At 45.1% G+C, this 21,318-nt stretch carries 20 protein-coding genes, 1 tRNA gene and 1 pseudogene; 2 read left to right on the forward strand and 20 right to left on the reverse strand.

Annotation, left to right across the window (positions count from 1 at the left end; translation table 11 throughout):
- Positions 1–64: 64 nt before the first annotated feature.
- Positions 65–241 (forward strand): hypothetical protein, encoded by a 177-nt coding sequence (locus ICN38_RS04650; protein WP_216255677.1) that lies wholly within the window; start codon positions 65–67, stop codon positions 239–241.
- A 65-nt stretch (positions 242–306) separates the two neighbouring features.
- Here the strand turns inward: ICN38_RS04650 and bamC are convergent, their stop codons facing one another.
- The 9 genes from bamC to ICN38_RS04695 form a co-directional block, all read right to left on the reverse strand.
- Entirely contained in the window at positions 307–1,452 is a 1,146-nt protein-coding gene (gene bamC, locus ICN38_RS04655; protein ID WP_255562715.1) for an outer membrane protein assembly factor BamC, read from the reverse strand.
- Positions 1,452–2,324 (reverse strand): 4-hydroxy-tetrahydrodipicolinate synthase, encoded by an 873-nt coding sequence (dapA, locus tag ICN38_RS04660; protein ID WP_216256259.1) that lies wholly within the window; start codon positions 2,322–2,324, stop codon positions 1,452–1,454. The genes bamC and dapA overlap by 1 nt, the downstream gene beginning before the upstream one ends.
- Before the next feature lie 77 nt (positions 2,325–2,401).
- On the reverse strand, positions 2,402–2,965 hold the full coding sequence (locus tag ICN38_RS04665) for a bifunctional 2-polyprenyl-6-hydroxyphenol methylase/3-demethylubiquinol 3-O-methyltransferase UbiG (protein ID WP_216255682.1): 564 nt from the start codon (positions 2,963–2,965) through the stop codon (positions 2,402–2,404).
- Between the two features lie 9 nt (positions 2,966–2,974).
- Positions 2,975–4,177, reverse strand: coding sequence for a tryptophan--tRNA ligase (locus ICN38_RS04670; RefSeq protein ID WP_216255685.1), 1,203 nt, complete (start codon positions 4,175–4,177; stop codon positions 2,975–2,977).
- 36 nt (positions 4,178–4,213) lie between these two features.
- Positions 4,214–5,062: a 3',5'-nucleoside bisphosphate phosphatase gene (locus tag ICN38_RS04675; protein WP_216255686.1), complete on the reverse strand. Its 849-nt coding sequence runs from the start codon at positions 5,060–5,062 to the stop codon at positions 4,214–4,216.
- 9 nt (positions 5,063–5,071) lie between these two features.
- Positions 5,072–6,175 carry a cell division protein ZapE gene (zapE, locus tag ICN38_RS04680; protein WP_216255688.1) on the reverse strand — a complete coding sequence of 368 codons (1,104 nt, stop codon included), beginning with the start codon at positions 6,173–6,175 and terminating at the stop codon, positions 5,072–5,074.
- A complete protein-coding gene (gene lpdA, locus ICN38_RS04685) occupies positions 6,176–7,612 on the reverse strand; it encodes a dihydrolipoyl dehydrogenase (RefSeq protein WP_216255690.1) in 1,437 nt (478 codons plus the stop codon).
- A 12-nt stretch (positions 7,613–7,624) separates the two neighbouring features.
- A complete protein-coding gene (gene odhB, locus ICN38_RS04690) occupies positions 7,625–8,827 on the reverse strand; it encodes a 2-oxoglutarate dehydrogenase complex dihydrolipoyllysine-residue succinyltransferase (RefSeq protein WP_216255692.1) in 1,203 nt (400 codons plus the stop codon).
- A 40-nt stretch (positions 8,828–8,867) separates the two neighbouring features.
- Positions 8,868–11,723 (reverse strand): 2-oxoglutarate dehydrogenase E1 component, encoded by a 2,856-nt coding sequence (locus tag ICN38_RS04695; RefSeq protein ID WP_216255694.1) that lies wholly within the window; start codon positions 11,721–11,723, stop codon positions 8,868–8,870.
- Between the two features lie 302 nt (positions 11,724–12,025).
- On the opposite strand from ICN38_RS04695, the gene ICN38_RS04700 reads away from it, so the two are divergent.
- Entirely contained in the window at positions 12,026–12,721 is a 696-nt protein-coding gene (locus ICN38_RS04700) for an excisionase family DNA-binding protein (protein WP_216255696.1), read from the forward strand.
- A 56-nt stretch (positions 12,722–12,777) separates the two neighbouring features.
- Here the strand turns inward: ICN38_RS04700 and ICN38_RS04705 are convergent, their stop codons facing one another.
- The 11 genes and pseudogenes from ICN38_RS04705 to thrS form a co-directional block, all read right to left on the reverse strand.
- Positions 12,778–13,062, reverse strand: coding sequence for an H-NS family nucleoid-associated regulatory protein (locus tag ICN38_RS04705; protein ID WP_216255698.1), 285 nt, complete (start codon positions 13,060–13,062; stop codon positions 12,778–12,780).
- A gap of 170 nt (positions 13,063–13,232) precedes the next feature.
- Positions 13,233–13,643: a PaaI family thioesterase gene (locus tag ICN38_RS04710; RefSeq protein WP_216255700.1), complete on the reverse strand. Its 411-nt coding sequence runs from the start codon at positions 13,641–13,643 to the stop codon at positions 13,233–13,235.
- A gap of 38 nt (positions 13,644–13,681) precedes the next feature.
- Positions 13,682–13,758, reverse strand: a tRNA-Pro gene (locus ICN38_RS04715).
- A gap of 61 nt (positions 13,759–13,819) precedes the next feature.
- Positions 13,820–14,134, reverse strand: a pseudogene (locus ICN38_RS04720) (MerR family transcriptional regulator); the annotation flags it as partial.
- Entirely contained in the window at positions 14,112–14,435 is a 324-nt protein-coding gene (locus tag ICN38_RS04725; protein ID WP_216255703.1) for an integration host factor subunit alpha, read from the reverse strand. The gene ICN38_RS04725 and the pseudogene ICN38_RS04720, both read right to left, overlap by 23 nt.
- Positions 14,436–14,483: 48 nt before the next feature.
- Entirely contained in the window at positions 14,484–16,940 is a 2,457-nt protein-coding gene (gene pheT, locus ICN38_RS04730) for a phenylalanine--tRNA ligase subunit beta (RefSeq protein WP_216255705.1), read from the reverse strand.
- Between the two features lie 20 nt (positions 16,941–16,960).
- Positions 16,961–18,007, reverse strand: a complete 1,047-nt coding sequence (gene pheS, locus ICN38_RS04735) for a phenylalanine--tRNA ligase subunit alpha (protein WP_216255707.1) — start codon at positions 18,005–18,007, stop codon at positions 16,961–16,963.
- A gap of 25 nt (positions 18,008–18,032) precedes the next feature.
- Positions 18,033–18,398, reverse strand: a complete 366-nt coding sequence (rplT, locus tag ICN38_RS04740; protein WP_011902675.1) for a 50S ribosomal protein L20 — start codon at positions 18,396–18,398, stop codon at positions 18,033–18,035.
- 25 nt (positions 18,399–18,423) lie between these two features.
- A complete protein-coding gene (gene rpmI / locus ICN38_RS04745) occupies positions 18,424–18,621 on the reverse strand; it encodes a 50S ribosomal protein L35 (protein WP_011902674.1) in 198 nt (65 codons plus the stop codon).
- Positions 18,622–18,773: 152 nt separating this feature from the next.
- A complete protein-coding gene (gene infC / locus ICN38_RS04750; RefSeq protein ID WP_216218296.1) occupies positions 18,774–19,298 on the reverse strand; it encodes a translation initiation factor IF-3 in 525 nt (174 codons plus the stop codon).
- A 42-nt stretch (positions 19,299–19,340) separates the two neighbouring features.
- Positions 19,341–21,263, reverse strand: coding sequence for a threonine--tRNA ligase (thrS, locus tag ICN38_RS04755; RefSeq protein ID WP_216255709.1), 1,923 nt, complete (start codon positions 21,261–21,263; stop codon positions 19,341–19,343).
- Between the last annotated feature and the right edge of the window lie 55 nt (positions 21,264–21,318).

Below are 21,318 nucleotides of genomic sequence, written 5' to 3' on the forward strand. Positions count from 1 at the left end.
ATCCCTTGAATAATCCAACAACAATTACCGGTAATTGCTGTAATTTTTTTAGAGGAAACAACACATGAAGAAGTCACTATTATTCGCTGCTATGTTGGCTATCGCTTTGGCCGCTTGCGGTAAAAAAGAAGAAGCAAAACCTGCTGAAGCTCCTGCTGCTGCTCCAGCCGCTCCTGCTGCTGAAGCTCCTGCTGCTGCACCTGCTGCACCTGCTGCTCCAGCTGCTGACGCTAAGAAGTAATCTTCTACTTGAAGAAAAAAAGCCGCTGAAAAGCGGCTTTTTTATTTGCTAAGAAGCGCAGTTGCTTATCTTTCTAATTGCTCAGCAAGTAATGTTAGTAATTGGAATCCAGCTGGGGTATTTTCAGGCTTGCTATCGGCATCCTGCACATAAACACTAGTCGAATTGTCGCCTGTCGTCTTAATCACAACCTGGAATTTTTTCGCTTTTAAGCTTGAATCATCTTTGCTACTAAACAAATTTGAGAAGAACCCTTTGGTATCTCCCAAATCCTTCGGATTCACATAGCGCACGTAGTAGACACCACTAGAACGATTGCGGTCTTCAACTGAGAAGTTGGAGCGGTCAAGTGCTAAACCAACATCACGCCATGAACGATCAAAGCCTGCGCTCAACTCGATGTGTGCCTGATTGATGCCATCTTGCACAAATTTCGCTTTGGGTGTTTTTGGACCTAAAGGCGTAGCTACCATTGCTTTGGCTTTTTCTTGCGTCATTCCCAGTCGTTCCATCAAACGCGCCAAGAATGCAGCTTCTAACTCTGGGTCATTAGGGCGTGAAGTCCAAATAGTAGAAATACAGTTTTGAGTAGCATCGCGTACGCATTGTTCCACCGCGCCACGTTGGGTAATGTAAATCTCGGTCTCAGTGGGCTTACTAGCCTCTAAACGGGTTTTGTATTTATCGCGCTCACCGGTATCGTAAATACTATCTAAAACACTGCTTAGTGTGGAGCGAATGAAATCTTGAGAGATCTTGGCACGATTCTCTACCCAATCGGTTTCCATAATTCCTGTCGATGGCGAGTCAACGATTAATAAGAAACCGTTCTCTTGCCAAAAATCTTTTATTTGAGGATAAAGCTCTGGAGCAGGCTTCTCAACAACTAGCCAACGTCGTTCGCCATCACGTGCGATCCGCATGCCAGGGATGCCAGTCATCACGTTATTACGGAGCTGTGAGGATTTTTTCACTGCAGCGTTGTAGTCCGACATCGTTGCCGAACCATCTTGCACAATATATCGGCGATCTGCTTGTGATGTAATCAAATCTGGGGGATACGCTAGGTTAGGACCACGAATAGCGCCACTACCTTTGTAGTCAACCGTATCGTTACTAGAAATCGACTTGCAAGCCGTTAAGGCACCAAAGGCAATTAAAAAAACCACTAGGATCGATAGATATCGACGAAGCAACTGTACAAAAACCATCATAGTAAGCCTGCCTGTTTTAATGCTGTCTTTAAGGGCTCACGCAATGGCTCACTTAAAGGGGTTAATGGCAGGCGAATGCCAGCTGTGATTTTGCCCATCTGATGTAGCGCCCATTTCACGGGAATAGGATTAGCTTCAATGAACATCGCTTTATGTACTGCAATTAATTTGTACTGAATCTCGCGGGTCTTTTGCACATTATCTGACATGGCAGCTACACACAAATCATGCATGAGACGTGGAGCTACATTTGCGGTTACCGAGATATTGCCCTTACCGCCCATGAGCATCAACATGGCTGCCGTGAGATCATCACCAGAAAAAACAGAGAAGTGATGATGGCCTGCGCTTTTAAGATCAGCCATCAATATCGTTCCACGCTCAAGACTACCAGTAGCATCCTTGATCGCAATAATGCCAGGAACCCCTGCAAGACGAACTACAGTATCACCCGCCATATCAGCAACAGTACGACCGGGCACGTTATACAAAATTACCGGGAGATCAACAGACTCTGCAATCTTTTTAAAGTGGGCATACATGCCCTCTTGAGTTGGCTTGTTGTAATAAGGAACAACCTGCAAACTTGCATCTGCACCAACTTTTTTTGCAAACTGAGTAAGTTCAATAGCCTCGAGAGTAGAGTTACCACCTGTGCCTGCAATCACTGGAATTCTGCCAGCAATATGTTCTACGGTGACGCGAATTAACTCGCAATGCTCTTCTACTGAAACCGTTGGGGACTCACCGCTAGTCCCAACAATCACAATACCATCGCTACCCTCTGTCACATGCCAGTCTAATAAAGCACGCAAACCAGGGTAATCTAAGCTGCCATCTTCGAGCATTGGCGTAACAATAGCCGGCATGCTGCCAGAAATGGGCTTTTTGCTACCTGCTGAAGGGGCTGTATTTGTCACCGAATATATACCGATTTTTAACTGTCTTAACCCTGAAATTGTAACGGAATGTGCCCTTTTGGATTACCTTTTACGGCACAGATCCGCTGCATCATGGCTGGCTTGGGGCGATCAAGATAAATATCCTCATAAGCCAACACTTTGAGACTATACCTTGAGGCTAAAGCGAGCAATTCACCTGTTTTTAAGAGGAAATTAGGGTTGGAGGGCTTACCAAATACTTCGTTGCCTTGGGCAAAAGTTTCGTAAATCAGAACCCCTCCCTCATTCAACATTTGGGGCAATTGGTCTAAATGGGGTCGGTACAGGTAATTCGTCACCACGATCCCATCAAAATGACTCCCCATTAAGGGCCATTCCTCTAACTCTAAATCAAGCTTTTGAGGACTGATACGAATATCAGCATTAGCCTCAATCAGACTCACGTCCTGATCAACTGCAATGACTGAATAATTCAAGTTCGCCAGATAGCGCGAATGGCGACCGGATCCACAAGCAAGATCTAATATCAATCCTGGATTTGCGATACAAGGGGCAAAGCGCCTCACCCATGGTGAAGCCTCCAAATTTGCATCATGACTTATAGACAATTCGGAGCCTTAATCGTATGCAAGACCCATCGCCTCGCGAACCTCACGCATTGTTTCTTGAGCTACCTTACGGGCCTTATCACAACCATCAGCAATGATAGAACGCAGCAAGCTGGGATCATCCAGATATTTTTGGGCACGCTCAAACATCGGTTGCTGCTCGGCCAAAATGGAATCTATCACAGGTTGCTTACACTCCAGACAGCCAATACCTGCAGACTTACAACCTTTATCTACCCATTGCTTGGTTTCTTCATTGGAATACACAGTATGTAATTGCCATACTGGGCAGCGTGCTGGATCACCAGCATCTGTTCTACGAACTCGAGCAGGATCAGTAGGCATTGTTCTAATCTTTTTGATGACTTCTTCTGGCAGCTCACGAATACTAATAGTGTTGCCATAAGACTTAGACATCTTCTGACCATCGATACCAGGCATACGTGAGGCTGAAGTCAGCAAGGCTTGCGGCTCGGGCAAAATAATCTTGCGTGAACCCTCTAAGAAGCCAAATAATCGCTCACGATCAGCCATGGAAAGACTTTGCGCTTCTTGCAACAAGGCTTTAGCTTGTTCTAAGGCCTCATCATCCCCGCGCTCTTGAAACGCTACACGTAATTCTGCGTACATTTTCGCGCGCTTGCTACCCAGCTTTTTCACGGCTTCTAAAGCCTTCTCTTCAAAACCAGGCTCACGTCCATATAAATAATTAAAGCGGCGCGCTACTTCACGCGTCATCTCTACGTGGGGAACTTGGTCTTCTCCGACAGGGACAAACTGTGCACGGTAAATCAAAATATCTGCCGCTTGTAAAAGTGGATAACCTAAAAAGCCGTAGGTTTGCAGATCTTTTTCTTTTAATTTTTCAATCTGGTCTTTATAGGTAGGTACCCGCTCAAGCCAGCCCAATGGGGTTCCCATCGATAACAACAAGAAAAGTTCAGCATGCTCAGGAACTTTGCTTTGGATAAATAGAGTAGATTGGTTTGGATCAACACCCGTTGCTAGCCAATCAATCACCATATCCCATACCGATTGTTCAATGACATCTGGTGTTTCGTAATGGGTAGTTAAAGCATGCCAATCCGCGACAAAAAAGAAACAGGGATATTCAGATTGGAGGCGAACCCAATTTTTTAATACGCCATGATAGTGACCCAAGTGTAAATTACCTGTGGGGCGCATACCAGAGAGAACACGTTCAGCAAACATCTTTTTTCTTTATCTCTTTATCTGTAACTAAATGAATTAATGAAACACGGACCAAACAGGCGTCAGGTGTTCGGGTAAAAGCGGCAAAATACCTAAATCAGTATGACTTTCTGAAGGGTCATGAAAGTCGGAACCTCGGGAAGCTAAAAAACCATATTGTTGGGCAATTTTTCCATACTCTTGGTATTGGTCTGGAGTATGGCTACCAGTAATGACCTCAATACCTAGGCCACCAATATCTTTAAAGTGTTTATACAGCTCATCCATCTGCAGGGCATTAAAGTTATAGCGGCCCGGATGGGCAATCACTGCTACGCCACCGGCTGCCTTAATCCAGGCTACTGCATCATCTAGCTTGGACCAGACATGGGGAACATAACCAGGTTTATCTTCAACCAAATAATTTTTGAAGACCTGTTCCGTATCTTTACAAACACCCTGCTCCACTAAATAACGTGCAAAGTGAGTACGAGAGATAAGGTCATGATTACCAGCGTAATGCAATGCGCCTTCGTATGCCCCTGGTATTCCGACCTTTAGCAATTGCTCTGCCATTAACTTAGCGCGGTTTCCACGACCTTCGCGAGTACGACGTAATCCTTCAATCAAGCCAACATGATCAGCATCAATCCCTAAACCAACAATATGGATTGTTTGACCCATCCATGTCACAGAAATTTCTACGCCTCCAAGATAGTCAATATTGAGTGCGCTTGCTGCTGCTTTTGCTCGCCCTTGTCCACCCAACTCATCATGATCAGTAAGCGCCCATAAGTACACACCATTTTCTTTGGCGCGTTCAGCCAAGGCCTCTGGCGTTAATGTGCCGTCTGAGACTACGGAATGGCAATGTAAATCGGCGTTAATCATTGAAATGGAGCTCATGACCCTATTTTAGGTCAAGCTGGTATCAATTACCCGGCGAGGTGCATCCAGGTAGTCACGGGACTGCATTTCGATCAAGCGGGATACGGCCCGGGAAAACTCACTGCTTATCTGGCCTTCGGTATATAGATCTTGGGGTTCGACCTCGGCAGAGATGATTAATTTGATCTTATGATCGTATAAAACATCAATTAACCAAATAAAGCGACGGGCTTCATTGGTCATATTTGGGGGCATATAAGGAACCCCAGACAAAATCACAGTATGAAACTGCTTAGCAATCTCTAGGTAGTCATTTTGAGACCGTGGTCCACAGCAGAGTGTTTTAAAATCAAACCACACTACACCGCCGCCCATATGCAAGGGACGTAACTCTCGGGATTCAATATACAAGACTGGATGCTTTTCTTCATTTTGATGACTAATTAATTCATCAAAAATCTGTAATAAGCGTTGGTCTGTTTGTTCATTCACCGGCGTCAAATAGGCCTCAACTTGTGCCATCTGTATACGACGATAGTCATTACCAGCATCGACATTTAAAACATCCAGTCTCTCTTCGAGGAGCTTGATAGCAGGTAATAAGCGATCCCGATGAAGACCATTGGGATAAAGTTGATCGGGACGATAATTGGATGTCATCACAAATTGCACGCGATCATTAAATAAGGCGCTGAGCAAACGATACAAAATCATGGCATCAGCAATGTCATTGATGTGAAATTCATCAAAGCAAATTAACCTGTAACGCTGAGCGATACGATTAGAAAGCTCATCAAGTGGATCAGCCAAGCCAGATAACTCATGCAATTCGCGATGGACTTCGCGCATAAATTCATGGAAATGAATGCGGATCTTTTTTTCTAATGGAGAGGCTGCATAAAAGCAGTCCATTAAAAATGACTTGCCGCGCCCTACCCCACCCCACAAATATAGCCCACGTGGTAGCGTTGGTTTAAATAGTTTTTTCTTAAGAGTATTGCTGCGTATATCTTTATAGGCAATCCACTCATCTTCACACTGCTGAAGACGCTCAACAGCATGAAGCTGCGCGGGATCACTTTGATACCCGCGCGCTTTTAACTCTTGCTGGTAATACTCAATCGTTTTCAATTACATATTTAATGCTCGTTGGTCTGTCGCTAAAGCTGCTTCGCGCATCACTTCCGACAAACTTGGATGCGGATGACAGATACGAGCAATATCTTCTGCTGCTGCTTTAAATTCCATTGCAACGGCTGCTTCTGCAATGAGATCGGAAGCATTTGGTCCAATGATATGAACACCAAGAACTTCATCGGTCTTGGCGTCGGCTAATATTTTGATAAAACCATCGGCACGGCCTATTCCTAGAGCACGGCCATTCGCTGCAAATGGAAACTGACCAGCTTTGTATTCAATGCCAGCCTCTTTCAATGCCTGTTCAGTTTTACCAACCCAGGCAATCTCAGGATCAGTGTAAATAACCCAAGGAATACAGTTGTAATCAATGTGAGGCTTCTGACCTGCAATAACTTCTGCAACCAAAACGCCTTCATCCTCTGCTTTATGGGCCAACATTGGACCACGCACTACGTCACCTACAGCATAAACACCAGGGGCAGAAGTAGCACAAGTATGGTCATCAATTGGAATAAAGCCACGCTCATCCACTTTGAGACCGATCTTATCTAAACCTAAGTTATCGGTATTTGGTACGCGGCCAATAGATACAATCAAGCGATCACATTCCAGTTTTACAGCTTTACCAGCGCTATCTGTGTAATTAACAGCTACACCCTTCTTATCAACCTTGACATCGCCAATCTTCACACCCATATTGATGCCTAGACCTTGCTTAGTGAATAGCTTTAGCGCTTCCTTGGCAATGCCCTGATCACAAGCAGCCAAAAATGTAGGCAAAGCTTCAAGTACAGTAACTTCAGAACCGAGGCGACGCCATACAGAACCTAATTCCAATCCAATAACACCAGCGCCGATCACGCCTAATTTCTTAGGTACTGAATCAAACTTAAGAGCGCCTTCGTTGTCGCAAACCAAAACATTATCTACACTCAGACCAGGCAAGTGACGGGCTTTAGAGCCAGTGGCAATGATTACATTTTTGGCAATAACGGTTTCTTTAGTTTTTCCATCGATCTTCACTTGGTAGCCATCTGCACCCTTACCCTCAAAGGAGGCATGACCTTTTAACAAGGTGATTTTATTTTTGCGAAATAAAAACTGAATGCCGCTCGTCATTTTGGTAACGATATCGTCCTTGCGCGCAACCATCTTATTAGAATCAATACTGACAGAGCCAACCTTGATGCCATGATCAGCAGCATGGTGACTAATCTTCTCAAACTCCTCAGAAGAGGCCAATAATGCCTTTGACGGAATGCAGCCGACGTTTAAGCAGGTGCCGCCTAAACGTGGCTCACCTTTAGGGTCATCATAACTACTAGATTCAGCGCAGGCCACCTTAAAACCGAGTTGCGCTGCACGAATTGCGGCGATGTAACCACCGGGGCCACCACCAATTACGAGTACATCAAAAGCTTGGCTCATGATCTTCCCTTCTTACAGATCAAGAAGAAGGCGTGCAGGATCTTCTAGAGCATCCTTCATCGCAACCAAACCAAGCACGGCCTCGCGACCGTCAATGATGCGGTGATCATAAGATAAGGCAAGATAGTTCATTGGACGAACAACCACCTGACCGTTTTCAACTACAGCGCGGTCTTTGGTAGCATGAATACCCAAAATTGCTGACTGTGGTGGGTTAATGATTGGAGTAGAGAGCATTGAACCAAATACGCCACCATTTGAGATGGAGAATGTGCCGCCAGTCAATTCTTCAATCGACAATTTGCCTTCACGGGCTTTAGCGCCGAACTCAGCTATTTTCTTCTCAATATCGGCCAAGTTCATTTGATCAACGTCGCGCAAAATAGGAACCACCAAACCACGTGGTGAGCTTACCGCGATACCAATATCAAAGTAGCCGTGGTAAACAATGTCATTGCCATCAACCGAAGCATTGAGCAGTGGGAATTTCTTCAAAGCATGAGTAGCCGCTTTAACGAAGAAAGACATAAAACCCAACTTAACGCCATGAACCTTCTCAAACTGGTCTTTATATTTATTACGCAAGGCAATCACAGGACCCATATTAACTTCATTGAAAGTGGTCAAAATAGCGTTGTTTGCCTGGGACTCCAATAAGCGCTCTGCAATACGAGCACGCAAACGACTCATTGGTACACGCTCTTCTGGACGATCGCCCATCGGGATTGGTGCAGTTGACAACGGAGCAGATTTAGCACTACCAGCAGATGCGTTCAAAGCATCGCCCTTGGTAATACGTCCATCACGTCCAGAACCAGCAACCTGATCTGCACTGATATTTTTTTCAGCCAAGATCTTTGCTGCAGATGGGGCGGCGGCAGCACCAGTAGACTTAGCTGCAGGAGTTGCTTTAGCTGGAGCAAGTGCGGCAACAGGAGCGGGTGCGGCCGCGGCAGGAGCAGCTGCAGCGACGGCTGTACTATCAATCTTCGCAATTAACTGCTCAGCAACAACAGTGCCACCATCGGCAACGAGAATTTCAGTCAGAACACCAGCAGATGGTGCTGGTACTTCAAGAACGACTTTATCTGTTTCAATTTCAATCAAAATCTCGTCTTGACCTACTGCGTCACCGACTTTCTTTTTCCATTGCAATAAAGTTGCTTCAGCAACTGATTCAGAGAGTTGTGGAACTTTAACTTCAAAAATAGCCATGATTAATCCTAGTGATATGTATGTAGAGTAATGAAAACGATTATTTCGTAATCACGTAACCTTTAAGTTTGGCAAATGCTGCTGTGAGCAAATTCTTCTGCTGCTCTTGATGAAGATGAGCGTAACCACAAGCTGGGGAAGCTGATGCTGGGCGACCTGCATAACCCAACTTCATGCCGTCAGACATGCCTTCCAAAATATTGTGTTGAACGAAGAACCAAGCGCCTTGGTTTTGGGGCTCGTCTTGACACCAAATAATTTCTTCTAATTTTGGATATTTCTTTAACTCAGCAGAAAAAGCTTTGTGCGGGAATGGGTAGAGTTGCTCCAAACGAATAATTGCAGCGTCCTCAATTTTCTTCTCTGTACGGGCTTTTACCAAGTCGTAATACACCTTACCGGAGCAAATAATCAAACGACTTACATTCTTCGCATCGATAGACTGATCGCGCTCACCCAATATCGTTTGGAATCCACCTTTAGTAAACTCAGATAATGGTGAAGCAGCCTCTTTATTGCGCAACAATGATTTTGGTGTGAATAAGATCAAGGGTTTGCGGAATTGACGAATCATCTGACGACGTAAGACATGGAAAATTTGCGCTGCAGTGGTTGGCTGAATAACCTGCATATTGGTATCAGCACATAACTGCATAAAGCGCTCAAGACGTGCAGATGAATGCTCAGGGCCTTGGCCCTCATATCCATGTGGCAACATCATGACTAAGCCGTTAGCACGGCCCCACTTCACTTCACCAGAAGCGATAAATTGATCAATCACTACTTGAGCACCGTTAGCAAAATCACCAAACTGTGCCTCCCAAATGGTGAGTGTGTTTGGCTCAGCTGAGGCATACCCATACTCAAAACCAAGCACAGCCTCTTCGGAAAGTATCGAATCAATCACCGCAAATGGCGCTTGATCTTTAGTGACATGCTGAAGCGGTGTGTAGGTACCAATATCCCACTTCTCCCGATCTTGATCATGCAACACCGAATGGCGATGGGTAAAAGTACCGCGCCCACTATCTTCACCAGACAATCGCACCGGGTAGCCGCTAGCAACCAAGGATGCAAAAGCCATATGCTCGCCCATACCCCAGTCAATATTCACTTCACCACGACCCATAGCAGCCCGGTCTTTGTAGACCTTCTCTACCAGTGGATGGGCTTTGAAATTATCAGGAATGGTAGAAATCTTCTCAGCTAGGCGCTTCCATTCAGTCAATGGAATGGCAGTATCCGCCTCATCGGTCCACTTCTTATTTAAGAATGGTGACCAGTCCACCGCAAACTTTCCTTTGAAGTTACCTAACACTGGATCTGAGGTTTGTTTACCAGCATCCATGGCGGCACGGTATTCCTTAACCATCAAGTCACCGGTACCAATCGGCAGGGCTCCTTGCGCTTCTAGTTTGTCTGCATATACCTTACGTGTTCCAGGATGAGCAGCGATGATCTTGTACATCAGAGGTTGCGTCATTGCTGGAGAATCTTGTTCGTTATGTCCTAATTTTCTGAAACAGACAATATCAACCGCAACGTCTTTATGAAACTTTGTGCGGAATTCAATAGCCAATTTAGTTGCCAGAACCACAGCTTCAGGATCATCACCATTCACATGCAGTACAGGGGCATCAACAATCTTCATGATGTCGGTGCAATACAAGCTGGAACGTAAATCGCGTGGATCGGATGTGGTGAAACCAATCTGGTTATTAATCACAATATGCACTGTGCCACCAGTGGAATAGCCACGAACTTCTGACATTGACAATGTTTCTTGCATAACACCTTGACCAGCAATCGCAGCATCGCCGTGTACTAATACAGGCAATACTTGTTCGCCCAGCAAGTCACCACGACGTTCCATACGAGCACGCGCAGATCCCTCAACAACTGGATTCACGATTTCTAAATGGGAGGGATTAAATGCTAGCGATAAATGCACTGGACCTGCTGGAGTAGAAATATCGCTCGAGAAGCCCTGGTGATATTTAACGTCACCTGCAGGTAATGTTTCTGGACCCTTGTGCTCGAACTCAGCAAAAAGATCCTTAGGCATCTTGCCTAAAGTGTTTACCAAAACGTTCAGACGACCACGGTGAGCCATCCCAATCACGATCTCTTGAATACCCTTTGAGCCAGCTTCACGAATTAACTCGTCCATACAGGCAATAAAGCTCTCACCCCCCTCTAAAGAGAAGCGCTTCTGACCAACATACTTAGCCTGGAGATAACGCTCTAGACCCTCTGCTGCAGTTACACGATCGAGAATATGACGCTTTTCCTCGACATCAAAGCTTGGGGTAGAACGAATGGATTCTAATTTTTCTTGCCACCACTTCTTAATCTTTTGGTCCGCAATAAACATGAACTCAGCACCAATCGTGCCGCAGTAGGTTTCACGCAATGCTTGGAGCAAATCTCGCAAAGTCATCTCAGACTTGCCGAAGAATGTATTGCTGGTATTGAAGACGATATCCATATCGGCATCCGTAAATCCGTAGAAAGCGGGATCAAGCTCAGGAATATCCTGGCGTTCCGTACGCTTTAAAGGATCAATATCTGCCCAGCGATTTCCTACGTTTCGGTACGCAGCAATTAATTGCTGGACATTAACGCGCTTGCGCCCTAACTCGGAGTCAGCCGAATCAGAAATCGTTCTAATCGGGCCTTGCTTTGCGCGTTCAGCAAAGGACGCAACAATAGGTCCATGGGCAATATCAGTTCGCCTTGAACCATCGACCGCCGGAACTTGTTTCACGTTATCAAAATAATCTCGCCAATGCGCTTCTACTGAAGTCGGATCATGCAAGTAGGATTCGTAGAGTTCTTCTACATAGGGGGCGTTTCCGCCGAAGAGATAGGAACTATCCCTTTGGTCCTGCATCATGATGCTCACCTTTCATCGGGTTTCCCGATTAAAAACTGTGGTTATAACCATTCGTTACGCGGCTATACCGTTTCACGAATTGCTCTGTGCAAATATTGCTACTAAGTCTGTAATTTACCACGATTAACCATTGATTTATAAAGGGCTTTCCCTGATTTCCCATTATTTGGGGGTATTTGCCTAGCGATGCAGAATTAATAAGAATTTTCCTACTGTGCTTTCAATATCTCCCGACAGATTCAAATAAATTAGATTCTTATTCTCTAAATCTTCAATTGGATTAATAAAAAATAAAGGGAAATATGAAAACAATTACTCCAGATATGGAATATCTCAGCACCAGGCAGAGCGCAAAGGTATTGCAAGTATCCCTAGGGACCGTACAAAAAATGGTCGAGCTAGGTGAGTTAATTGCCTGGAAAACACGTGGGGGGCATAGACGAATACTTGCTAGCTCTTTAGATCAACAGCTGCAAAGAAGAAAACGAGCAATGCGGCAAAAAACCACCCAAAACTGCGTCGCCTTAGGTATCTTTCGCCGTGTTGAGAATAGCCAAGAACTACTTGAATCGGCTCAGGATTGGCAACTTAAGGTTGAAATGGAGGTAGCCATTGACAGCTTAGAAGGTCTTATGAAAGCAGTCTCCATTACTCCTGACCTCATATTCCTAGATGCCCTCATTCCACCTGTGGAGCAAGTCCACCTCATACATTATTTGAGTAAAAACAGGGACACACAACGCATTCCTGTATTGGTGGATGAAGGTTTTATCAAGCTGCATCCAGGTGTGGTTAGCCTAGTAGATGAAAATAGTAGTAGGGCCACCCTTCATGAAAGCATCAAAAAAGAGCTGGAAAATGGTCTGATTGAGTCAAATCCGTATATTTTTGGCTACCCAGCCACTAATCCAGAGTTAGATCCCTCCTGGACCTATCAAAGTCGTCATGATCTATTGGAGCCCATCTTTGTAGAGGCACTAGCAAGGAAGCTCCAGTAATGAAAAAGCCGCTTTTTTTAAGCGGCTTTTTTATAAAAATCAATTTAATCAATGACTTATATCGTAAAGCTACTGCGATCTCTACCTTCTATCCATTTTGGGGCTTTACCACGCCCGGTCCAGGTTTCACCTGTAACCGGATTACGATACTTGGGAGCTACCTTGGCACCAGCATTACGCGCCCCCACCTTCCTACTAAAAAGGTCTGAAGCTGTTAAATGATATTGCTCAATAATCAACTTAGCTTTGGCAATACCATCCGATTTTTCAAGCGCAATTGCTTCTTTAATCTGTTTATCTAGCTGTTCCCGCTGGGCTAAAAGCTCTTTATAAGAAGCCATATAGTAATACTCTCCAAATAAAAGGTTATATGAAATAGTGCTTAATTAAGCTATTTCAATGATCAATTATATATAAATTTATTAACCTAGCCCTATATTGCTAAAAACATATATTTATTATGAGAATAAAACTCGCATTATTAATATATTCATTATAAATACTATATTAATTAAGTATTCTGCTTTCCTAATACAAACGTACCGCTAGATTTAGCCGTTATCTCGCCCAACTCATTTAAAACCACAGCCTCACAATAATTAATCGTTTTACCGGATTTCAATACCGTACCCTCCACCACGATTTTTCCAACGCTTGGGCGCAAAAAACTAATCGTCATATCAATAGTAATCGCGCCTAATGGATGATTCATGCAACTGCGCGCTGCAGCAGCCATAGCGAAATCCAATAGGGTCATAACAACACCGCCATGGGCAACCCCAAAGCTATTTGCATGTTCTGGCTTCATCTCTAGGCTAATGCGAGACTTTCCATTTTCAGCATATTCAGGAACAACGTTCAAGTGATCCAAAAATGGGATAGTTAAACCAAAATACTCAGTGGGTTTTTGTTTGGCTGTCATAGAAATTTGGAATTAGGTAGAAATCAAAAAGAAATATATGGTCGGGGCGAGAGGATTTGAACCTCCGACCACATGCACCCCATGCATGTACGCTACCAGGCTGCGCTACGCCCCGACGAAAGTCAAAATTGTATCAGCAACTATTTAGAGAGGATGTTCAGGACAGCTTGTAACTCATCACGAAGTTTAAGTTCTCCACGAGCCTCTTCAAGACGATTTCTTGCGCCGCTGATGGTAAAGCCCTCCTCGTAAAGAAGCGCTCTAATCTTACGAATCAAGACTACCTCATGATGCTGATAGTAGCGCCGATTGCCACGACGCTTTTGTGGATTGAGTTGCGAAAACTCTTGTTCCCAGTAGCGCAGAACGTGGGAGCGAACAGCGCAAAGGTCTGCAACTTCACCAATCGTGAAATAACGCTTAGAAGGTATAGGGGGAAGTTGAGAGCTCAGCAATGCTGAGCTTGCATCAAACTCGGTTTTCTCTAGCATGTGACTCCACTACATCTTTTAGCTTTTGACTTGCATGAAAAGTTACCACACGCCTAGCTGCAATCGGAATCATTTGGCCTGTTTTTGGATTTCGGCCAGGACGAGCCGACTTATTGCGTAACTGAAAATTTCCGAAACCAGATATTTTTACTTCAACACCCGCTTCTAAGGAGTAGCCGATACGATCAAAGAACGCATCGATCATGTCCTTGGCTTCACGTTTATTTAAACCAACTTGGTCAAAAAGTGCCTCAGATAGCTCATTCTTTGTAACAGTGTCGTTGATGTTTAAGTCACTCATTTCTGATTCTCTTATAGCTGTTTTTCTGGTATTTATCTAATACTAAACCTAGCGCAGACGGGCTGCGCATTTTTTTTCTACCGCGCCTAATAAAGATACCATTACTGCATCAATTTGGGGATCTTGCAAAGTTTCATTAGGGTTTAACAGAGTAACGCGGAAGGCCAAGCTTTTTTCATCATCGGCCATACTAATTGATCCAGCCTTTGGTCTGAATTCATCAAATAGTTCAATATTACGTACAAAATTTTGCTTGCTTGCATTCATGGCATCTAAAAGAGCTTGGGCAGAAATATGTTGCTTTACTACTACCGCTAAATCTCGTTGCACTGCAGGAAATTTGCTGAGCTCTTCAGGTACTGGCAATCCAAGTTCACGGATGGGTTCGAGATCCAACTCAAAAAGCACTGGGGCAAGTGGCAACTCATAAGCTTGTTGTAAGCCAGGATGCAATTCACCGATCCACCCTACTTCAATGCGATTCTGATCATTCATTAAGAATACCTTCGCACTGCGGCCAGGATGCAAGGCAGGATGCTGCGCTGATTCAGTAACAAAATACAGAGGATCTAGTACTCGCTCTAGATCACCCTTCACATCAAAGAAGTCTACTGCTCTGGTTGCGCTGGCCCATTGCTCAGGGACAAAAGATCCATAAGCTAATCCACCAATCTTCTGTGGTTGATGAAAACCAGCCACTTTGCCAGCCTCTTCATGTACATTGGCATCTCGCTTAAACACCCGTCCAGCCTCAAACAGGCGCACACGCCCTGCGCCGCGATTTAAATTGGCTTTGAGGTTCACCAGTAAGCCACCCCATAAGGTGCTGCGCATCACTCCATATTGGCTAGCAATCGGATTGAGAACGGCAATGACGTCTTTTTCGATAACGCCAGTTAAACGCTGCTCACTCTCAAGATCAGTAAAACCAAAGTTCACCGCCTCTTGATAGCCCTGTAGGGCTAAACGTTGACGCAGCAAATGAATGCCCCGTGTTGCTTCAGCCTTGACACTCATTTTAAGTGTAGCTACTGGCGGTGTATCTGGAATATTTTCAAAGCCGTACATGCGTGCGACTTCTTCAATTAAATCTTCTTCGATTTCAATATCAAAGCGATAGCTTGGGGGTGTAACAATAAATGCATCACCCTCTTGCTTGTATTCAAAACCGAGACGCTTGAATACGTCTGAGACAACTTGTGTTGTCAGTGGAATGCCGATGACTTTTTCTGCTCGGGATAATCGCATTTTGACTGGCTTACGGTCTGGCACATTCAAAATTTGATCGTCTACCGGGCCTACTTGCCCACCACACACTTCAACGATTAAAGCACTGAGATATTCCAAGCAGTTGACGGTATTTTGTGGATCTACGCCACGCTCAAAACGATGGGCTGCATCCGTGCTGAAATTAAAGCGACGGGCACGGCCTTGAATGGCTGATGGTAACCAGTAGGCAGCCTCTACATAGATGTTTTTAGTGTCATCGCTTACGGCACAGTGATTTCCGCCCATGATTCCGGCAAGGGCTACTGGACCTTTTTCATCAGCCACTACGCCTGCTTCTTGCATCTTGCCAGCAGAATCTAGGCCCTGTAGTGTCACTGTTTGTCCATTGAGAAGCTCAAGAGTTTCCCCTGCTTTGGCCCAGCGCACGGTGATATCACCATTCAGTTTATCAAGATCGAACACATGAGTTGGCTGACCCATTTCTAACATTACATAGTTAGACAGATCAACTAATGCAGAAATACTTCTTTGACCAGCATGACAAAGACGCTGAATAATCCAATCTGGCGTTTTTGCTAGTGGATTTACGCCACGAATAACGCGTCCAGCAAAGCGGCCACAAAGATCTTTATTCTCAACGCTTACTTTACGTTTCTCTTCGATCGAGACTGCAGGCGAATTCCACTGCGGAGGACAAAGCGAAGCTCCTGTAATTGCAGAGACTTCTCTGGCCATTCCCATTAAGGACAGGCAATCGGCTTTATTGGGCGTTAACTTAATCACAAAAATTTGATCATCTAGATCAAGGTACTTACGAATGTCTTCGCCAACAGGAGCATCTGCAGGTAGCTCTAAGATACCTTCGTGATCATCGCCAAGACCAAGTTCACGACCTGAGCACAACATACCTTGGCTTTCTACACCACGCAGTTTGCCTACTTTAATCATGAATGGCTTGCCACCTGCTTCCGCTGGAGGCAGCTCTGCACCAACTAAGGCGCATGGAATTTTGATGCCAGCACGTGCATTGGGAGCACCACAAACAATCTGCAATTCTTGCCCGTTGCCTGCATCAACTTTACAAACCCGCAAACGATCTGCATCAGGATGCTGCTCTGCAGACAATATCTGTGCAACCACAATCTTTGTAAACGCAGGAGCAACTGAATGCTGCTCTTCAACCTCTAAACCGGCCATCGTCATCGCATGACCTAATGCATCGCTATCAAGCGATGGGTTTACATACTGACGGAGCCAAGATTCAGAAAATTGCATAGGGTTTTATCTGTACCTTCTTATGCAGGAAACTGCGCTAAGAAACGTAAATCATTTTCAAAGAAGAGGCGTAAGTCATCTACACCGTAACGCAACATCGTTAAACGCTCTAAACCAGATCCAAATGCAAATCCGGTATAGCGCTCGGGATCAATCCCCATATTGCGCAACACATTAGGATGAACCTGCCCCGCTCCAGAAATCTCTAACCAACGACCAGCTAGTTTGCCGCTACCAAAAGCCATATCAATTTCAGCCGAGGGCTCAGTGAAAGGGAAATAGGAAGGACGGAATCGCACTTGTAATTCGTTTGTTTCAAAGAAGGTTCTTAAAAAATCGGTATAAACACCCTTGAGATCTGCAAAGGAAACGTTCTGTGCAATCCACAAACCCTCAACCTGATGAAACATTGGAGAATGGGTGGCGTCACTATCAACTCGATAAGTTCTACCAGGGGCGATTACCTTAATTGGCGGCATCACTTGTGCATTGGCATATTTCTTAACATGCTCGCTCGCATAACGAACTTGAATTGGGCTCGTATGAGTGCGTAATAGCAAAGGCTTTCCATTGGAATCTTTACCATCAATATAAAAGGTGTCCTGCATTGATCGTGCAGGATGATTTTCTGGACTATTTAAAGCAGTGAAATTAAACCAATCGGTTTCAATTTCAGGGCCATCTGCTACATCAAAACCAATTGAGCGAAAAATCTCTTCAACGCGTTCCCAGGTGCGCATCACAGGATGCAAACTACCTACTGCTTGACCACGGCCAGGCAAGGAAACATCAATAGATTCTGCTGCGAGGCGCTGCATTAATACAGCATCCGCCAAGGCTTGGCGACGCTCCTGTAGTGCAGCCTCTACTTGGGTTTTGATTTGATTAATTTGGGCGCCAGCACTCTTGCGCTCCTCAGGCGACATTCCACCAAGCGCCTTAAGACGCTCAGTGAGAACACCTGATTTACCGAGATACTTGGCTTTCGCGTCCTCTAGAGCCGCCGGATCGGCAGCTCCGAGGAAATCACGTTTAGCATCCTCGACAATTTGGTCGAGAGAAACCATTGCAGCTTAGTTTTTAAACTAAGAATTAAGCTGCAGCGTTTACTACGGACTTAATCCGAGTAACCAAAGCAGCAAAAGCCGCTTTGTCAGCAATGGCCATATCAGAAAGCACTTTGCGGTCAAGTTCGATCGCAGCCTTCTTCATACCATTCATGAATACGCTATAGGTCATGTCATGTTGACGAACTGCCGCGTTGATACGAGCGATCCACAATGCGCGGAATACCCGTTTCTTATTGCGACGGTCACGATAAGCATATTGACCAGCACGCATAACTGCTTGCTTAGCAATACGAAATACGTTTTTACGACGACCGCGGTAACCTGTTGCGGCATCAGTGATTTTTTTATGACGGGCTCTTGCTGTAACCCCACGTTTGACTCTTGGCATTTATTTCTCCTAATCTAGTCTGAGGTTAAGCGTACGGAAGCATGGAGCGAATTGACTTAACGTCTGCCTTCGCAACTTCTGTGGAACCACGCAAATGACGCTTGTTCTTTGTGGTCTTCTTAGTAAGGATATGGCGTTTGAAAGCCTGTCCTCGTTTGATCGTTCCGCCTGCGCGAACCGTGAAGCGCTTTTTAGCGCTACTCTTGCTCTTCATCTTGGGCATAAAGCACCCCTTTAATTACTTGTGCAACATAGGTGGTAACCGACGGTTACTCTTCCTGTACCCAGAAGCACTTCAAACTGCCAGCATCCTCAGTTATTCACTGCTGATGCCTCCCTACTTAAACAACAAACCCAATCTTACGAGACGGTTTATTACTTAGCCTTACGAATGGGAGCCAAAACCATCACCATCTGGCGGCCCTCCATTTTTGGAAACTGTTCGACTTGTCCATGTTCAACAAGGTCCAACTTCAAACGCTCCAACATTCTGACTCCGATTTCTTGGTGGGCCATTTCACGACCCCGAAACCGCAGCGTAATCTTTGTCTTATCGCCATCTTCCAAAAAGCGAATTAGATTGCGTAGCTTCACACCATAGTCACCATCATCTGTGCCGGGACGGAATTTCACTTCCTTCACCTGAATCACTTTTTGCTTCAGCTTTGCTTCATGCATCCGCTTAGCTTCTTGGTACTTGAATTTGCCAAAGTCCATAATTCGGACAACTGGTGGAACAGCGGTAGGAGCAATTTCAACCAAATCGGTCTCTTTCTCTTCTGCTGCAGCCAAGGCTTCACTCAACTTAACTACACCGATGGGCTCTCCATCAATTCCAATCAAACGCACTTCAGGAGCAGTAATTTCCCGGTTAATGCGCTGCAATTTTTCAGTAGCGATCTTCTTAATTCCTTTAAAAAAACAATAAAAACCGCTCCACCCCTAGCTAGGCTCGGGTCCGACTTTCTGGGATATATCCTGCTGGAGTCGGGCAACGAAGGATTCAAGAGGCATTACGCCTAAATCCACTCCGCCACGGGCACGAACGGCCACCGTATTACTTTCAGACTCTTTGTCGCCAACAACTAGCAAAAATGGGATCTTCTGTAATGCGTGCTCGCGTATTTTATACGTAATTTTCTCATTCCGCAAATCAGATTCAACTCTAAACCCTTGTTTTTTCAGAGATTGCTGGACTTTTTGTGCATAGGCAGCAGAATTTCCCGAGATATTGAGGACTACGGCTTGGGTGGGAGCTAGCCATACTGGCATATTTCCAGCGTGATTTTCGATCAAAATGCCGATAAAACGCTCTAAAGAGCCCACTATTGCCCTATGGAGCATGACTGGCGTCTTACGGGTATTGTCTTCCGCTACGTATTCAGCACCAAGCCGGGCCGGCATTGAGAAGTCCACCTGGATGGTGCCGCACTGCCAAGTACGCCCAATGGAATCCTTAAGGTGATATTCGATCTTGGGACCGTAAAAGGCACCTTCACCCGGCAATTCTTCCCATTCCTGTCCAGAAGCCTTCAAAGCGCCACGAAGAGCCTTTTCCGCTTTATCCCAAATAGCGTCCTCACCCACCCGTTTAACTGGCCGCAAGGCAAGCTTCACTGCAACTTCGCTAAACCCAAAGTCTTGATAGACAGCCCGAACTGCTTTATCAAAGGCCGCTACCTCAGCTTGAATTTGATCTTCGGTACAAAAAATATGGCCGTCATCCTGGGTAAATCCACGAACACGCATTAGGCCATGTAATGCACCCGATGGTTCATTACGGTGACATTGACCAAATTCACCAAAACGTAATGGCAACTCACGATAGCTGTGCAAGCCAGAGTTATAAATTTGAATATGTCCAGGACAGTTCATCGGCTTTAAGGCATAAGCGCGATTCTCCGACTCTGTCGTAAACATATTTTCTTTGTAGTTTTCCCAGTGGCCAGATTTTTCCCAAAGCCCACGATCTAAAATCTGGGGTGCTTTAACCTCTTGATAGCCTTCTTGCTGATACACGTGACGCATGTATTGCTCAACTTCCTGCCAAATCGACCAGCCTTTTGGATGCCAGAAAATCAATCCTGGTGCCTCTTCTTGGAAGTGAAATAAATCTAATTGCTTTCCTAAACGACGATGGTCTCGCTTTTCTGATTCTTCAAGCATGTGCAAATATGCATCTTGATCTTCTTTGCGCAACCAAGCAGTACCGTAGATACGCTGTAGCATCTCGTTTTTACTATCGCCACGCCAATAAGCGCCAGCGAGCTTCATGAGCTTAAATACCTTTAGCTTGCCGGTAGATGGAACGTGTGGCCCACGGCATAAATCGGTGAACTTACCTTCGGCATATAAAGAGACATCTTCGCCTTGCGGAATGCTTGCAATCAGCTCAGCTTTATATGCCTCACCCTGATCTTTAAAAAATTGAATAGCTTCATCACGCGGTATCACGCTACGAACTACTGGCTCATCTTTTTTAGCGAGCTCAGTCATTTTCTTTTCTAGCGCAGCCAAATCATCCGGAGTAAATGGGCGGTGATAAGAGAAGTCGTAGTAAAAACCATTTTCGATAACAGGACCAATGGTAACTTGCGCGTCTGGAAATAATTCTTTTACAGCATAGGCCAATAGGTGTGCAGTTGAATGGCGCACAATCTCCAGCGCCTCAGGACTTTTATCGGTGATGATGGCAAGCTGACTATCTTGATTAATTACAAAACTGGTATCAACTATCTTGCCGTTCACAATGCCGCCCAAAGCAGCTTTTGCTAATCCGCTTCCAATACTTTGAGCAACATCCGCTACGCGAACGGGAGCCTCAAACTCACGTTTTGATCCATCGGGTAGAGTAACTACAAGCATGATGACTCCGTCTTCTTCACTGAACTTCGCTCCCACTACATCAACCTAAAAAGAA

This window comes from Polynucleobacter sp. AP-Melu-500A-A1 (genome assembly GCF_018882125.1).
Taxonomy (GTDB): domain Bacteria; phylum Pseudomonadota; class Gammaproteobacteria; order Burkholderiales; family Burkholderiaceae; genus Polynucleobacter.

Excerpts from the sequence above, each read along its gene's own strand:
- lpdA (WP_216255690.1), bottom strand. The coding sequence starts at position 7,612 with ATGAGCCAAGCTTTTGATGTACTCGTAATTGGTGGTGGCCCCGGTGGT.
- rplT (WP_011902675.1), bottom strand. The coding sequence starts at position 18,398 with ATGCCAAGAGTCAAACGTGGGGTTACAGCAAGAGCCCGTCATAAAAAA.
- ICN38_RS04700 (WP_216255696.1), top strand. The coding sequence starts at position 12,026 with ATGAAAACAATTACTCCAGATATGGAATATCTCAGCACCAGGCAGAGC.
- ICN38_RS04710 (WP_216255700.1), bottom strand. The coding sequence starts at position 13,643 with ATGACAGCCAAACAAAAACCCACTGAGTATTTTGGTTTAACTATCCCA.
- ICN38_RS04725 (WP_216255703.1), bottom strand. The coding sequence starts at position 14,435 with ATGAGTGACTTAAACATCAACGACACTGTTACAAAGAATGAGCTATCT.
- ICN38_RS04695 (WP_216255694.1), bottom strand. The coding sequence starts at position 11,723 with ATGATGCAGGACCAAAGGGATAGTTCCTATCTCTTCGGCGGAAACGCC.
- thrS (WP_216255709.1), bottom strand. The coding sequence starts at position 21,263 with ATGCTTGTAGTTACTCTACCCGATGGATCAAAACGTGAGTTTGAGGCT.
- bamC (WP_255562715.1), bottom strand. The coding sequence starts at position 1,452 with ATGGTTTTTGTACAGTTGCTTCGTCGATATCTATCGATCCTAGTGGTT.
- odhB (WP_216255692.1), bottom strand. The coding sequence starts at position 8,827 with ATGGCTATTTTTGAAGTTAAAGTTCCACAACTCTCTGAATCAGTTGCT.
- dapA (WP_216256259.1), bottom strand. The coding sequence starts at position 2,324 with ATGCCGGCTATTGTTACGCCAATGCTCGAAGATGGCAGCTTAGATTAC.
- ICN38_RS04650 (WP_216255677.1), top strand. The coding sequence starts at position 65 with ATGAAGAAGTCACTATTATTCGCTGCTATGTTGGCTATCGCTTTGGCC.
- pheS (WP_216255707.1), bottom strand. The coding sequence starts at position 18,007 with ATGGTTTCTCTCGACCAAATTGTCGAGGATGCTAAACGTGATTTCCTC.
- rpmI (WP_011902674.1), bottom strand. The coding sequence starts at position 18,621 with ATGCCCAAGATGAAGAGCAAGAGTAGCGCTAAAAAGCGCTTCACGGTT.
- ICN38_RS04675 (WP_216255686.1), bottom strand. The coding sequence starts at position 5,062 with ATGAGCTCCATTTCAATGATTAACGCCGATTTACATTGCCATTCCGTA.
- ICN38_RS04670 (WP_216255685.1), bottom strand. The coding sequence starts at position 4,177 with ATGTTTGCTGAACGTGTTCTCTCTGGTATGCGCCCCACAGGTAATTTA.
- pheT (WP_216255705.1), bottom strand. The coding sequence starts at position 16,940 with ATGCAATTTTCTGAATCTTGGCTCCGTCAGTATGTAAACCCATCGCTT.
- ICN38_RS04705 (WP_216255698.1), bottom strand. The coding sequence starts at position 13,062 with ATGGCTTCTTATAAAGAGCTTTTAGCCCAGCGGGAACAGCTAGATAAA.